Here is a 13,719-nt window from a genome sequence, read left to right on the forward strand (position 1 = left end):
GCATCACGCGGCGGCGAGCTTCGCCATCAGCGCCTGAGTGACCACATCGGGCAGGAAAGGCGCGATATCGCCGCCGTGGCGGGCGACCTCCTTCACCAGTGATGAGGAGATGAACGACCACTCTTCGGAAGGCATCAGGAACACGCTTTCCAGCGTCGGCATCAAATGGCGGTTCATGTTCGCCAGCTGCAGTTCGTACTCAAAGTCAGACACCGCCCGCAGGCCGCGCACCAGGATATTGGCATTCTGGTGAGCGGCGAAATGCGCCATCAGCTCGCTGAAGCCCAGTACCTCCACATTGTCCAGATGCGAGGTGACCTGCGTCGCCAGCGCCACACGCTCATCCAGGCTGAACAGCGGCTTTTTGCTCGGGCTGGCGGCGATGGCCAGAATCACGTGATCGAACATCAGCGACGCGCGCGTCACTAAATCCAGGTGGCCGTTGGTCATGGGATCGAACGTCCCGGGATAGATGGCTTTGCTGGTCATGATTCACTTCTCTGAGTAGTTGCGGCCCAATGCCCATAATGCGGCATATTTATTGAAGGTATATTGCGCGTTGACCACCGCTAACAGCAACCCCTGTTTACCGTCGAGGAAGCCGGCCCGCAGCAGCCAGGTTTTGACGAAGGCGCCGAGCGTGTGGGTCAGGATGGACAGATAGCCGCAACGCTTGCCGGCCCGGTGGCGCTGTGTGGCCCACTCTTCGGCATAGCGCAGCTGTTTGCGCTGAAAGGCGAAGAAGTCGCGGCAGGTCAGGTGCAGCATATCGCCGCTGAGGGGGATCACTTTGGCGTCGCCGATGTTCAGCGACTCGTGCACCAGATCGTCGTTATAGCGATAGCGTGAATTGGCGTACAGGCGGTTGACGCGGTCGGGATACCAGCCGCTGTGGCGCATGAAGCGGCCAAGGAACAGGTTGCGCCGCGCGCAGCTGTAAACGGCGCCGTCGTCCGGCGCGTTCAACACCCGCTCGATGGATTGCCGCAGTTCGGGGGTGACGCGTTCGTCGGCGTCGATCATCAATACGTAGTCATGGCTGGCGTAGCTTTGCGCCAGCTGGCGCTGCTTGCCGAATCCTTGCCAGTCGGTGTGCGTGAAGACTTTGGCGCCCAGACTTTCGGCGACGGCGACGCTGTCGTCCTCGCTGCCGGAGTCCAGCACGATGATTTCATCGGCCCAGGCGACCGAGCGCAGGCAGTCCGGCAACAGCCCGGCTTCGTTTTTGGCGATCATCACCACCGACAGGCTTTTGCGGCTGCTCATTCAGTGACTCCGGGGCGGCAGGTGCGGTTCCAGCAGCTGCAGCAGGCGCTGCAACGCTCCCTGATTCTGATACAACACTTCCACCGCATGGCGGCCGTAGTAACGGCGGTAGTCTTCGTCGGTCAACAGGGTTTCCACTTCCTTTACCAGCGAATCCACGTCGGTCACGGTGATCAGGCCTTCGGCCTGCGAAAGCTTGGCGCAGATGTCTTTAAAGTTGAAGGTGTGCGGGCCCATCAGCACCGGGATGGCGTGGGCGGCGGCTTCCAGCGGGTTATGGCCGCCACGTTCCACCAGGCTGCCGCCGACAAAGGCCAGATCGGCGATGCCGTACAGCAGCATGAGTTCGCCCATGGTATCGCCGATCACCACCTGGGTGCTGCCGGACGGGATTTCGCCGCTGCTGCGCAGGGTGTAGCTGAAACCGGCCTTCTGTACCAGTTCCTTGGCGGTCGGGAAGCGTTCCGGGTGACGCGGCACCAGGATCAGCAGCAGGTCGGGGTGTTTTTCCAGCAGCTTGCGGTGCGCTTCGAGCAGGATGGTTTCTTCGCCTTCATGGGTGCTGGTGGCGATCCACACCGGGCGACGCGGCGCCCATTGGCGGCGCAGCGTAACGGCGCGGGCGGCCAGTTCCGGGGTGACGGAGATATCGAATTTCAGGCTGCCGGTAACGGCCAGCTGCGAGCGTTTCAGGCCCAGTTCGATAAAACGATCGCCGTCTTCCTGGTTCTGTGCGGCGATCAGCGTAATGCGGCGCAGCATATCGCGCATGAATCCGCCAATTTTCTTATAGCCGGCGGCGGATCGCGCCGACAGGCGCGCATTGGCGATCACCAGGGGGATTTGCCGCTGATGCAGTGCGTTGATCAGGTTAGGCCATAGCTCGGTTTCCATGATGATCACCAGCTTGGGATTCACCTGGTCGAGGAAGCGGTTCATGGAACCGGGCAGATCGTAGGGCAGATAGACATGATGCACGTCTTTGCCGAAAGCGGACTGGACGCGTTCTGAACCTGTCGGGGTCATTGTGGTCACAGTTATCGGCAAAGCGGGGTAACGATGGCGCAGCGCCCGCACCAGCGGGATGGCCGCCAGCGTTTCGCCGACGGAGACGGAATGCAGCATAATGCCGCCCGGCACGACTTTCCCGGCGCAGAAGCCATAGCGTTCCGCCCAGCGTTTACGGTAGGCTGGAGCTTTGCGGCTGCGCAGCAGTAAGCGGAGCCAGATCAGGGGTTGGATGAGGTAGAGTAGTACCTGATATAAACGCAGCAACATTCTATCAATTTCATTTATATGGGTTATTCGGAATAGTACCATAACTGGAAGGGAAAGGCGCTAATTTGGTAACCTTGGGTGTCAGTTTCAGACAACCGGCGAGCGATTTCGCCGATAGGCTCGGAATGAAGAATATTTTAATTATTCGCCGCGACAACATCGGCGATCTTGTTTGCACCACGCCTCTGATTGAAGGGGTGAAAATTGCCTATCCAGACGCAAAAGTTTATCTGCTGATCAATAAAGTCAGCCAGGACGTTGTTAAAAACAACCCTCATCTCGAGAAAGTCTTTGTCTATAAAAAGGCCAAGCACAAGGCGAAAAATGAAACGACGTTGGGCGTTTATTTCGAACGTCTGATGATCTTCCTGAAGCTGCGCAAAATAAAGTTCGATGCGGTCATTCTGGCCAACCCGGTGCCTTGCAAATACAGCCTGCGTTTAGCGAAAATGGCTGGCGCCACCCATATCATCGGCGCCGATTTGGGCACGAAAGATATTCAGCGCCCGTTCCGCAAGGACGATTTCCGCGGTCTACATCAGGTCGAACACACCTACAGCTATTTATCGGCGATAACCGATCAAGCCATTCCGATCCCGCCGGTGCGGGTATTCCTGACGCCGGAAGAGCGGCAGCTGGCGGCGCAGCGGCTGCAGGAACGCCTGCCGTCGGTCGAACGGGTTTGCGCCGTGCATATCAGCAGCCGCAGCCCGAAAAGGCGCTGGCCGGTTGAACGCTATGCCGAAATCATCAACCGCCTGACCGCCGATCCCCGCACCGGCGTGCTGATCTTCTGGTCGCCGCAGGGCACGCTGGCGCCGGACGACATCGGCGATCAGCAGCGCGCAGAACAGCTGTTGGCGCTGTGCCAAAACGAACGCGTCGCGCTTTATCCGACGGCCTCGGTGCGCGAGCTGTTAGGCGGGTTCGATTTATGCGACCGGGTGCTGTGCAGCGACGGCGGGCAGATGCATCTTGCCGCCGCGCTGAATAAGGATATGGTGGTGTTCTTTGGCGATACCGATAAAACGTCCTGGCATCCATGGACCGGCCGTCATCATATTTTGCAGAGTGAGTCGGGGCACTGTGAAGATGTTTCTGTCGATGAGGTTTGGCAGAAAATGCAGGCGCTAAGCTAGCGAAGAAAATAAGGCAGGTATCACCTGCCTTATTTATTACTTTATTATTTTTCTTTTAGCTCAATATATTGACGGCAAATAGGCTCCAGCCCATAGCTCAGCAATTGCTGTTGATTTATCTGCGGCGGATTGGCGTAAATTTCCGCCATTTTTTCTGCCAGCGACGCTTCGTTTAATTCCGCCAACGCGTTAGCCATGCCGGCTTTTTCCAGAATTTCCGCAGGGCCGCCCGGACAGCGGGTGCTGACCACCGGCGTGCCGCACAACAGCGATTCTACCAGCACATTGCCAAACCCTTCGCTATCGGAGCTGAGCACCAACAGCGAGGCATGACGGATAAACGGATAGGGATTGGCCTGGAAGCCGAGGAACAGCACGCGCTCTGCGATACCCAAGTCTGCCGCCAGACGCTTGACCTCGGCGACGCGGGCGTCATCCCCGGTGCCGATCAAAGCCAGCGGCGCCTGAATGCCGGATTGCGCATAGGCTTTCAGCAGGCGGTCATGCCGCTTGGTGGCGTGAAAGCGGCCGACGTGCACCAGATAGTCCTGACCGGCCAGTTCGCAAGGCGCCGCTGCCTGTTGCCGGATGGCGTCGATGTCGAACGGGTTATTGATGACCGCCAGCCGACGCGGGCGGATCGGCAAATTCTGCTGCAGATCGCCACCGACCGCCTGTGAAACGGCGACGATATTTCTCCCCTGGTAAACGTTGGCGATTTTACGTTGCTTGAGCCAGCGATCCAGGCCTTTGCGGTGGCCGAGGTAGGAGGTGGAGAGAATGCCGTGAATGCAGAACCACAGGCGATCCGAAGCCAGCCGCTTACTGCGGCTGACGATGCGATCGGTTTTGTGCAGGTTGGAGAACACCAGATCGAACGCGCCGTGTTGGCGCTCGTGTTCGGCTATCGCCCGATCCAGCGCGGCGGCGCGGCGCGACAGCTCGGTCAGCTTGCGCCAGGGGGCACGGCTGCGATCGGCCACCACCTGATAATCAATGCCTGACGGGATAGGGTAATTGCAGACGTCACGCAGCGAGATCAGACTGACGTCATGCCCCTGTTGCTGCATGCCCTGACACAGGGTCAGCACCACTTTTTCCGCGCCGCCTCCCGGCAGGCCATCGATGATCATCAGAATACGCATAGCTAATCCAGTAACCGGTTATAGAGGGAAATGAGCTGTTCGGAGAGATGCGCCGGCGTAGCCGTCATAATGCGCAATCTTGCCGCTTCGCCCATGGAGGATCCCAGCGCCTGGCGCGGCAGCGCCCGAATGGCTTCTGTGATGGCCGGCACGTCGAGCGCGTCGGTCACAAAGCCGTTCTGGCCCGGGGTGATAAACTCGGCGCCGCCGCAGGTGGTGCTGGTGACAACCGGCAGGCCGCAGGACATCGCTTCCAGAATCACATTCGGGAACGGATCGTACAGCGTCGGCAGCAGCAGCGCATCCGCGGCCTGATAGAACGGCAGAGTCTGCTTCTGCACGCCCATAAAGTGAATGCGATCGCCGCAGCCCAGCGACTGCGCCAGCGCCCGGTAACGCTTTTCGGCTTTGTCTTTACCGATCACCAAGAGGTGGCTGTCGGTCGCCGCCACGGCGCGGATGGCGGCGGCCAGCCCTTTGCGCTCGAAACCGGAGCCGACGAAGATCAGGCAGTGCGCCTGTTGCGGGATCTGATATTGTTCACGCAGGCGTCGGCGCTGGGCCTCGTCGGCGGGCGGGAACTTTTGATTGTCGATGGCGTTATAGATCACCGTGATTTTGTCGGCGGGCACGCCAAAGTCGGCGATGATTTCCCGTTTGATCATCTCGGCGTTGCAGATGACGGCTTTCAACTCCGGTGCGGCGTACATGGCGCGCTCAGCGCACATCACATAGCGATGATAACGGTTGGAAAACAGCCATTTGCGGCGCCACTCCGGCAGCAGCCGCGCGCGTTGCAGCAGCCAGCGGCGGTGTACGCCGTCGCCGGCGCGGTAGATATCGCAGCCGGGAATGCGCTCATGGCTTTGCACCAGATCGAAGCGCTCTTTCTGCCACAGCGCCCTGGCCGCCACGGCGAAGCCCCGTTCGCGGCTGATGCGGCCGAGTTTCAACGGGTTACACAGGTGAATATGCCAGTTTGGATTGGCGTCACCCTGCCATTCGCGAGTGATGACGTTCAGATCGAGATCCTGTTGCTCCAGCGCCTCCAGGGCGCGGGAAACGAAACGTTCGGCTCCGCCGTCCGGGCGGTATTTTTGGCGAACGATCGCCAAACGAAATGCTTTCATGCCAGCGTGCTCCGCGCGGCTGCAATCACCGCGTCTGTAGGAATGAGGTCGAGATATCGTTCATCGGTGCCGGTATCGATGGCGTCCGGGTCGGGCAGTTCGCCAAAGTCGCCGGCCCAGATCACGGCGCCGGTAGCCTGCCATGGCCGCCAGAAAGTCAGCTTGGAAGGGCCGAATAACGCCACGCACGGCGTTTGCAGCGCGGCGGCCATATGCATCGGCACCGAGTCCACGCCGATAAACAGCTTGGCGTGGTCAATCAGGGCGGCCAGTTGGCGCAGCGTCAGCTGGCCGGCCAGCGAGATTACGCCCTGCGGCGGGCAGAGCGCCAAAATGCGCTCGACCATGGCTTTTTCTCTGGCGTCGGGGCCGGAGGTGATCACCAACTGGTGGCCGTCGGCCTGCAAGGCGGTGAGGGTGGCGGCCATTTTCTCTTCGCTCCAGCATTTGAAGAACCAGCGCGAGGTGGGCTGCACCACAATATAACTGCCGGCGACGCCCTGTTTCTGCAACAGTTGCTCACAGGTCTGCCAATCCTGCGGATCATAACTCATGGTGACATGCTCATTGAGCGCGGGCAGGTTCAGCGGCGCCAGCAACGAGAGATTTTGTTCGACGGTATGCAAGTGGGCGTGATTGTCTACCGGCACCAGCTGCGTGTGGCAGTGGCGCCACAGGAAGCCGCGGCGTTTGGGGAAATCGAAGCCCAAACGGATGCGCGCGCCGGTCAGGCGTGTGATGATGGCGCTGCGCCACTGATCGGCCAGATTGACCACCAGATCGTAGCGCTGCGCCTTCAGGCGGCGCAGCAGCGCCAGCTCATGTCCGAGGTGAGCGCGGGCGCCCTGTTTTTTCCATTGGCGATCGATGGCGAACAGGGTCGACAGTTCCGGATTACTGGCCAGCATCTCCTGCGTTTCCTGATACAGCAGCACATCGATCCGGGCCTGCGGGTAGTTTTGCCGCAGGCTGCTGATGACCGGCGTGACCAGCAGCATATCGCCGTGGTGGCGCAGTTTTATGATCAGAATACGCTGTACGGATGGGGCGGAAGTTAGGGTTGGCGCGTCGTTCATCATGAGTCGCTTTCTGGGAAACCAATCTTTGATTCTAAATGACCCGATCGCATGTGGCTACTGTTGCTCGGTTTTCTTGCCGAGCCGCAAAAAAATCGCCGGAGCAGGGACGAATGCGCTTCAACGTTGTCCAAACCAGGCAGCAAAGTCGTTTGCCCTGGCGAAACGGCCTGCGTAACATAGCGTATTCTGTTGATATCAGGTTCGATATTCATGACTAAACCGGCGTTTCTCATCACCATTGATACCGAAGGCGATAATCTGTGGCAAAACCACGATCGCATCGCGACCGAAAACACGCGTTTCTTGCCGCGCTTTCAGGCGCTGTGCGAGAAATATGCCTTCAAGCCGGTTTATCTCACCAACTATGAAATGGCGATGGATCCGGCTTACGTCGAGTTCGCGCGTGACGTGATCGCCCGCGGCGCCGGTGAAGTCGGCATGCATCTGCACGCCTGGAACAGCCCGCCGCTGACGCCGCTCACCGATGACGACTGGCGCCACAAGCCTTATTTGATCGAGTATCCCGCCGATCAGATACGCGCCAAAGTCGACCACATGACCAAACTGCTGGAGGACGCCTTCCAGACCAAAATGCTCAGCCATCGCGCCGGCCGTTGGGCGTTCAACGAATACTATGCCTCACTGCTGCTGGAATACGGCTATCAGGTGGATTGTTCGGTTACGCCGCGGGTCAACTGGCAGTTTTCGCCGGGCAACCCGCAGGGCAACGGCGGTACCGATTACAGCCGGTTCCCGTCGCACGCCTATTTCATCGATCCGCAGAACATCGCCAAGCCGGGCGCTTCGTCGCTGCTGGAAGTGCCGATGAGCATCCAGTACAAGCATTCGGCGCTGATGAATGCGTTCAAGCAGGGCTATGATCGGCTGCGCGGCAAGCGGCGTTCGCCGTCCGTCAACTGGCTGCGGCCGAGTGGCGGCAACGTGGCCAAGATGATAAGCGTGGCCGAGACGTCGTTGGCGCAGGGGCATGACTACGTCGAGTTTATGCTGCACTCCTCCGAGTTTATGCCGGGCGGCAGCCCGACGTTCAAAACCGAGCAGGATATCGAAGTGCTGTACCGCGATCTGGAGCAGCTGTTTGACTGGCTGCAGCAGCGCACGGTGGGCATGACGCTGGCCGAGTATTATCAACTTAAAGCGAACTAAGCACGCACATGTCGAAGAAATGGAAAATTAAGGTTGCCGACTGGTTCTTGCGGCGCTATACGGCGAAGTACGGCCGTTTTCAGGACAAGGCGACGTTCGACGGCGCCCAGCAGTTTGACAATATCGTCATCTATTCCACCACGGCGTTGGGCGACTTCATGTTCAACACGCCGGCATTGAGGGCGATGAGGGAACGCTATCCCAACGCGCACATCACGCTGGTGGTGCACAAGAAAAACCGCGAACTGGTGGAAAACGGCCGCTATTACGATCGCGTGGTGTATTGGGACAGCAAGATCAAGACGATACGCCCATTGCTGAAATCGCTGCGCGAACATCAGCCGGATTTGGCGCTGATCCTGCACTCTCACCTGCCTTATGACATCATCAGCGCCATCATGGCGGGGGCAAAGTACATCATCAGGGATAACTACAGCTCGGGCATTTGCGGGCTGGAACCTTGGTTAACCAACTATATCTTCCATTATTACGGCCATTTCGTGCGCCGCAAACTGGAGCTGATTTCCATTTTGGGCTGCCGCAGCGACGATCCGACGATGGAAATTCCCGTGGACTATCAGCGCGGCGTCAAAAGCAGCGACCATCCCACCATCGGTTTTCAACTGGGGGCATCGACGGAGTCGCGTTGCTGGCCGGTGTCGCACTATGCGCGCCTGGCCGATGAGCTGGTGGCGAAGCACCCCAATGTGCGCATCGTGCTGATTGGCGCACCGCTTGACGACGGCAAGGCCCAGCAGTTTATGAGCCTGATCGGCCCGCAAACGCAGCCCTGCGTGGATAATCAGATCGGTAAAACGGGGCTGCAAGGCTTGCTGACGTTGCTCGACAGTTTCCATGTTCTGGTCACCGGCGACACCGGGCCGCTGCATCTGGCGGTGGCGTTGAAGGTGAAAACCATCAGCCTGTTCGTGACCGCCGATTCACGCTCCACCGGGCCGATTCAGGATCCTGAACTGCACCGCATCATTCAGGTGTCGCGCACCGGCTATACGATGCCGCTGGAGGCGGAAAGCCCGATGGGGGTCATTCAGCCGCAGCGGATTTATGACGAACTGGTCGCGCACGTGCCTTTAGCGCGCTAGAGGTGCGGCGACGCATCGGCCGCCAGGCCGATGCGGTTAGCGTGGTTTGCGCCCGCGCAGCTTCGAAAGAAAGGTATCCACTCGCGCATAGCGCATCTGGCGGACTTTTTTGCCCGGCACGTCGCTGTTGCGGCAGACAGCGGCGGCGCGGCGCAGAATTTGCAGCGTTGCCGGCGCGTAATGATAATAACCGTACACCGCCTTCGACATGCTTTTCACCTCGGAAAAGCAGTTGGCCAGCATCAGGGCGGCCAACCGGCGCAGCGGCTCATCCCCAAGATGCTGCGCCACAAAGCGCAGCATCTTCTCCATGGCGAACAGCAAATCTTCAATATCTTTGGGTTTGATATTGCGGGTGATGCCCTGGCTGTTATCCCGGTAGAAATAGAGTTCGCAGTCAAGATGGGCGATGCGGCGAGTTTTGAAATACTGAAAAGGCGTGAAAATCACGTCTTCATAACGCCTGCCGTCTTCGAACGTTTCCCCTGCCAGCAGCGTGCGCTTATATACCCGGCTCCAGAGATGCCACATCGAGCGTGCGAACAGCGGTTGCAGGCTGCCCAGCCCCAACGAGGAAAAGTCGTAGGCTGCGGGCTGTGTCGCGCGGTTCTCGGGTTTCGGCGGTTGTTCGGTGAACTTCTGATAATTAAAATCGATCAGGTCATATTCATCGGCGATCAGCAGGGGCCGCAGGATCGCCAGATAGTCGTCGCTCAGCAGATCGTCGCCGTCGAGAAAGGTGACGTAGCGCCCGGTGGCTAGCTGCAGGCCGACATTGCGGGCGTGCGCAATGCCGCCGTTGGCCTGTGAAATAAAAGCCACGTGCGGATGCTGCCGCTGCGCCAGATACCGGCTGACCAGCGCCCCTGACGCATCGGTAGAGCCATCGTCGATGATGACCACCTCAATCTCATCAGAAATCTGCGTAAATAACGAATCCAGCGCAGCGATGACAAACGCTTCGTTATTGTAAAACGGCACGATAACGCTGAGCAGCGGTGGCTGATGAGTTTTCACGCGGTCTGCTCCTGGGCGAAAGGCGGTTTCGCCACGGAGAGCACGGCGGCGATCAGCGCCAGACAGAATATGACGGTGCCTTCCGTGCTGAAGAAGATGACGTCGCTAAGACCGTAAACGAAGAGGCTGGCGCTCACGCTCAGCAGCAGCGCGTTGCGCTGCGGCCGGAATGAAGAGAAGAACAGGCCGATATACAGCGCCAGCAACAGCAACGCCCCCCAGACCCCCTTGAGCGAATAGGTCTCCAGCAGCTCGTTATGCAGATGCACGTTGATGTAAGGCATGACGCCAGACAGGTGCGGTTGCTGCGCAACGATGGCGCGGATCTCTTCACCGCGCTGCTCGGCGGATTGACCCCATGGGGCATCCGTTCCTGTACGCCATGCAATCACCTGCATCGATAGACGGGAAATGATGGAGTTATCTATCTCGGGTTTATCGATCAGTTGCATGTTGGTTTTGAAGTCGGCAATGCGTTGTTCAATCTGCGTCTTAAAGACGAATCCGCAGATGAGCAGCAACAACGGTACCGAGGAGACCAGCACAAACTTGTGTTTTCTGGATACCAGATGTTTGGTCGCCAGCAGCGACAGACAAACCGCCACCGGGTAAACCAGCATCGCCGCACGCGTGCCGGTCAGCACCAGCGCGGAGAAGGAAAGCAGGAACGCCGCAATGTACAGCATCAGACGGTAGCGGGTGCGCAGCATCAGGATGGCTTGCATCATCACCAGATCGATGGCCGTCATCAGGTAGGCAACGACCGTGGCGCGATCGAAGTTGAGCTCCACACGAGGAATATCCAGCCGCAATCCTTGATAGAGGGAATAGCCGTTGACCGCCAAACCGGTAACGAGGGCCACGACGATCAGCAGGCGCTGCACGCACAGCCGTTCATTGAGCGCAATCAGCAAAATGAAAGCGGTCGCGAGCTGCAGTTTGCCGGTCGACATATAGGAACGATAAACATTGATATATTCGCCCGGCTGTTTGAAATGATGCATCCACAGGATGGTGCCCATGCCGACGCAGAACATCAGCGCGGGCAACAGCAGATTTTTAACGTTGCTGAAGTAGTAGCGCGGATACAGGCAAACGGCGATAAAGGCGATGTAGCTGGAAACGTAAAACAGATTGCGTCCGGTCGCGGAACCGAAAGGAATGGTGCAAAAAGCGATGGCACATCCCAGATAAATCAGATAACTGAAGGCAGGGTGCGGCGTTTTTTGTTTTAGCATCGGGCGTGTTTTCCGGCTCACGTGTTGATTAAACGATGAAGGATCGCAGCGTGTCGTCAAACTCAGCTTTGAACTGAGCATAGTTGAAATGTTCAGCAGGATAGCGCTGCGCGTTTCGGCTCAACGTCTGGTAGGTTTCGCCCGCCAGCAATGTCTCAACGGCATCCGCGCAGTCGATATGCGACAACAGCTTGGGCGACACCAGGCTGTCGGTTAACGGATCGTAGACTTCATGCGGGAAGTCGACCTCGATATCGGTGAGCTGCCGGTGTTGTTCGATGGTGACCGACGGAACCAGGCCAATGCCGCAGATGCCGTCTTTCACCGCTTCCGGCTGGCCGTCAACCTGCGGGAAGATGACCGGCACGCCGAAATAGAGCGATTCCATGCAGGACAAGCCGAACGGCTCGGTGATCGGCGTGCTCATGTAGATGTGCGTGCGATTGAAGAAGCCGGCGACGTCATCCTGGTAACCGCTGAAGGTGACGCGATCGCCGAGCTGGAGCCGGGCCGCCAGCGTCTCGAACGCCGCGCGATCCGGCCCTTTGCCGGCCACTTCCAGCGTGACGTCATGCCCGCGTCGCAGCAGTTCCTGCATCATCAATAATGAAACGCTGATGCCTTTCAGGCTGACCAGACGCGAGGCGGTGCCGATTCTGATCGGCTGTGACAGCGTTTTCGGCGTGTTGTCGATCCCCGCCGGCGTCTTGATGCGGTTGATCACCACGTGGTTTGGGCAAGGCAGATTAAAGCGCAGCTCCATCACCCGTTTCGAGGCGTGTGAGGCGGAAATCACGCCGTCCAGCATGGCGAAGAAACGCAGCGTCTTTTGATTTTTCGGGTAGCGCCAGGAGCAGCCGTGATCGTAGTAAACCAGCTTGCCGCGCTTGGGTTTGGCCGCCAGCCCCGGCACCAGGTCCCAGACGATCACCACGTCGGCGTTGGCCCGCTCGATTTTCCACTTCAACAGAAATTTTCGCAGGAACTGCGGGCAGCGCAGCGGCAGCGCATTGATCAGGCGGTTGGCGAAGGTGACGGGCTGGTGCGCCGGCAACTGGCGGCGGATCTCCTCGCCGATGTCGCCGCTGATGCACAGGACCTGGTTGCTGCCGTCGGTGGTATCGTTGATGTACTGCAGGAACAGGCGCTCGACGCCGCCCATTTTACCCAGGTTGATAATGTGCAGTTTTTTCATGCTATAACCTTTTGCAACGCCTGCCATGCCGTATCGGCGTCGATTGTCGCCATGCTTTTTTCCGGCGAAATCAGCGAGTGCTGATTTTGCCCGTAGCCGCCGATCAGGCCGGGATCGGTCGGCCCAAACAGCGTGATGTTCGGTTTATCGAGCGCGGCGGTCAAATGGCTGAGCCCGGTGTCGACCGAGACCACGCCCCTGGCGCCCGCCAGCACGTCAGCCACCTGCTGCAGGCTGAGCTTCGGCAGCACCTCGACATGTGGGAAACCTTCCGCCAACCGCAGCGCGCGCTGATGTTCATGCTCCGCCCCCCAGGGCAGTTTGATCTTCAGCCCGCTGTCGACCGTCAGCGCGATCAGCTCGCGCCAGTTCTGCTCCGGCCAATGCTTGTCGTCGCGGGTCGTAGCGTGCAAAAACACCAGATATTGACCGGCATCGGCCGGCGGCTGGCTGAGAAAGCGCGCGGCGATGGCATAGTCGCCGTAGCTGCCCGGTTTATCGTAGCCGAGGCTTTTGGCGAACAGCTCGCGCGTGCGTTCCACTGCGTGCTGCCGTTTGTCTATCTCATGGCGCACGTTGTAGAACCAGCTGGCGAACGGTTCGCGCGCGCTTTTGCAGTCCGGGCCATGTTTGTTGCCCTTGGCGACGCGCGTGATCAGCGCGGCGCTTTTAATCAGGCCCTGCGCGTCGATCACCACGTCGTAACGGCGTTCTTGCAGCGCGCGCTTGAAGTCGCAGCGCTGCTGTCGGGTGTCGCTGCCGAACCAGTTTTTGCGCCAGCGGCGAATGGCCACCGGGATCACGCGATCCACCGCCGGGTGCCAGGTGGGGATTTGGCTGAAACCTTCTTCCACTACCCAGTCGAAGCGGATATCGGGAATGGCCTGCAGCGCATCGGTCAGGGCGGGCAGCGTATGCAGCACGTCTCCCATCGAGGACGTTTTTACGATTAACACCTGCAT

At 59.0% G+C, this 13,719-nt stretch carries 13 protein-coding genes; 3 read left to right on the forward strand and 10 right to left on the reverse strand.

Annotation, left to right across the window (positions count from 1 at the left end):
• Window positions 1–3: 3 nt before the first annotated feature.
• From coaD to waaA, 3 genes are read right to left on the reverse strand one after another with little or no spacing between them, the layout of a single operon-like run.
• Window positions 4–489: a pantetheine-phosphate adenylyltransferase gene (coaD, locus tag ACJ8IP_RS23260; RefSeq protein ID WP_033645183.1), complete on the reverse strand. Its 486-nt coding sequence runs from the start codon at window positions 487–489 to the stop codon at window positions 4–6.
• A 3-nt stretch (window positions 490–492) separates the two neighbouring features.
• Window positions 493–1,266 (reverse strand): glycosyltransferase family 2 protein, encoded by a 774-nt coding sequence (locus ACJ8IP_RS23265; RefSeq protein WP_033645184.1) that lies wholly within the window; start codon window positions 1,264–1,266, stop codon window positions 493–495.
• A complete protein-coding gene (gene waaA, locus ACJ8IP_RS23270; protein ID WP_019452200.1) occupies window positions 1,267–2,544 on the reverse strand; it encodes a lipid IV(A) 3-deoxy-D-manno-octulosonic acid transferase in 1,278 nt (425 codons plus the stop codon). It abuts the gene before it with no gap.
• 125 nt (window positions 2,545–2,669) lie between these two features.
• On the opposite strand from waaA, the gene ACJ8IP_RS23275 reads away from it, so the two are divergent.
• A complete protein-coding gene (locus ACJ8IP_RS23275) occupies window positions 2,670–3,683 on the forward strand; it encodes a glycosyltransferase family 9 protein (protein ID WP_033645185.1) in 1,014 nt (337 codons plus the stop codon).
• Between the two features lie 44 nt (window positions 3,684–3,727).
• Here the strand turns inward: ACJ8IP_RS23275 and ACJ8IP_RS23280 are convergent, their stop codons facing one another.
• The 3 genes from ACJ8IP_RS23280 to rfaQ are packed head-to-tail and all read right to left on the reverse strand — an operon-like array spanning window position 3,728 to window position 7,037.
• On the reverse strand, window positions 3,728–4,828 hold the full coding sequence (locus ACJ8IP_RS23280) for a glycosyltransferase (protein WP_033652254.1): 1,101 nt from the start codon (window positions 4,826–4,828) through the stop codon (window positions 3,728–3,730).
• 2 nt (window positions 4,829–4,830) lie between these two features.
• Window positions 4,831–5,958, reverse strand: a complete 1,128-nt coding sequence (locus tag ACJ8IP_RS23285) for a glycosyltransferase family 4 protein (protein WP_042785587.1) — start codon at window positions 5,956–5,958, stop codon at window positions 4,831–4,833.
• Window positions 5,955–7,037, reverse strand: a complete 1,083-nt coding sequence (gene rfaQ / locus ACJ8IP_RS23290) for a putative lipopolysaccharide heptosyltransferase III (RefSeq protein ID WP_442524530.1) — start codon at window positions 7,035–7,037, stop codon at window positions 5,955–5,957. The genes ACJ8IP_RS23285 and rfaQ overlap by 4 nt, the downstream gene beginning before the upstream one ends.
• A gap of 210 nt (window positions 7,038–7,247) precedes the next feature.
• Between rfaQ and ACJ8IP_RS23295 the strand changes: the two genes are divergently transcribed.
• Entirely contained in the window at window positions 7,248–8,204 is a 957-nt protein-coding gene (locus tag ACJ8IP_RS23295) for a polysaccharide deacetylase family protein (protein WP_042785585.1), read from the forward strand.
• An 8-nt stretch (window positions 8,205–8,212) separates the two neighbouring features.
• Window positions 8,213–9,307 carry a glycosyltransferase family 9 protein gene (locus ACJ8IP_RS23300; RefSeq protein WP_147881332.1) on the forward strand — a complete coding sequence of 365 codons (1,095 nt, stop codon included), beginning with the start codon at window positions 8,213–8,215 and terminating at the stop codon, window positions 9,305–9,307.
• 36 nt (window positions 9,308–9,343) lie between these two features.
• On the opposite strand, the gene ACJ8IP_RS23305 is transcribed toward ACJ8IP_RS23300, so the two are convergent.
• Genes ACJ8IP_RS23305 through rfaC form a run of 4 tightly spaced genes read right to left on the reverse strand, consistent with a single transcriptional unit; the run spans window position 9,344 to window position 13,719 of the window.
• Window positions 9,344–10,324: a glycosyltransferase gene (locus ACJ8IP_RS23305; RefSeq protein WP_164107315.1), complete on the reverse strand. Its 981-nt coding sequence runs from the start codon at window positions 10,322–10,324 to the stop codon at window positions 9,344–9,346.
• Window positions 10,321–11,562: an O-antigen ligase family protein gene (locus ACJ8IP_RS23310; protein ID WP_442524531.1), complete on the reverse strand. Its 1,242-nt coding sequence runs from the start codon at window positions 11,560–11,562 to the stop codon at window positions 10,321–10,323. Before ACJ8IP_RS23310 ends, ACJ8IP_RS23305 begins: the two co-directional genes overlap by 4 nt.
• A 28-nt stretch (window positions 11,563–11,590) precedes the next feature.
• A complete protein-coding gene (locus ACJ8IP_RS23315; RefSeq protein ID WP_164107317.1) occupies window positions 11,591–12,757 on the reverse strand; it encodes a glycosyltransferase in 1,167 nt (388 codons plus the stop codon).
• Window positions 12,754–13,719, reverse strand: a complete 966-nt coding sequence (gene rfaC / locus ACJ8IP_RS23320; protein WP_164107319.1) for a lipopolysaccharide heptosyltransferase RfaC — start codon at window positions 13,717–13,719, stop codon at window positions 12,754–12,756. Before rfaC ends, ACJ8IP_RS23315 begins: the two co-directional genes overlap by 4 nt.

Source organism: Serratia sp. CY52157, from assembly GCF_052168495.1.
Lineage (GTDB): Bacteria > Pseudomonadota > Gammaproteobacteria > Enterobacterales > Enterobacteriaceae > Serratia > Serratia ureilytica.

Excerpts from the sequence above, each read along its gene's own strand:
- coaD (WP_033645183.1), bottom strand. The coding sequence starts at position 489 with ATGACCAGCAAAGCCATCTATCCCGGGACGTTCGATCCCATGACCAAC.
- ACJ8IP_RS23265 (WP_033645184.1), bottom strand. The coding sequence starts at position 1,266 with ATGAGCAGCCGCAAAAGCCTGTCGGTGGTGATGATCGCCAAAAACGAA.
- waaA (WP_019452200.1), bottom strand. The coding sequence starts at position 2,544 with ATGTTGCTGCGTTTATATCAGGTACTACTCTACCTCATCCAACCCCTG.
- ACJ8IP_RS23275 (WP_033645185.1), top strand. The coding sequence starts at position 2,670 with ATGAAGAATATTTTAATTATTCGCCGCGACAACATCGGCGATCTTGTT.
- ACJ8IP_RS23280 (WP_033652254.1), bottom strand. The coding sequence starts at position 4,828 with ATGCGTATTCTGATGATCATCGATGGCCTGCCGGGAGGCGGCGCGGAA.
- ACJ8IP_RS23285 (WP_042785587.1), bottom strand. The coding sequence starts at position 5,958 with ATGAAAGCATTTCGTTTGGCGATCGTTCGCCAAAAATACCGCCCGGAC.
- rfaQ (WP_442524530.1), bottom strand. The coding sequence starts at position 7,037 with ATGATGAACGACGCGCCAACCCTAACTTCCGCCCCATCCGTACAGCGT.
- ACJ8IP_RS23295 (WP_042785585.1), top strand. The coding sequence starts at position 7,248 with ATGACTAAACCGGCGTTTCTCATCACCATTGATACCGAAGGCGATAAT.
- ACJ8IP_RS23300 (WP_147881332.1), top strand. The coding sequence starts at position 8,213 with ATGTCGAAGAAATGGAAAATTAAGGTTGCCGACTGGTTCTTGCGGCGC.
- ACJ8IP_RS23310 (WP_442524531.1), bottom strand. The coding sequence starts at position 11,562 with ATGCTAAAACAAAAAACGCCGCACCCTGCCTTCAGTTATCTGATTTAT.
- ACJ8IP_RS23315 (WP_164107317.1), bottom strand. The coding sequence starts at position 12,757 with ATGAAAAAACTGCACATTATCAACCTGGGTAAAATGGGCGGCGTCGAG.
- rfaC (WP_164107319.1), bottom strand. The coding sequence starts at position 13,719 with ATGCAGGTGTTAATCGTAAAAACGTCCTCGATGGGAGACGTGCTGCAT.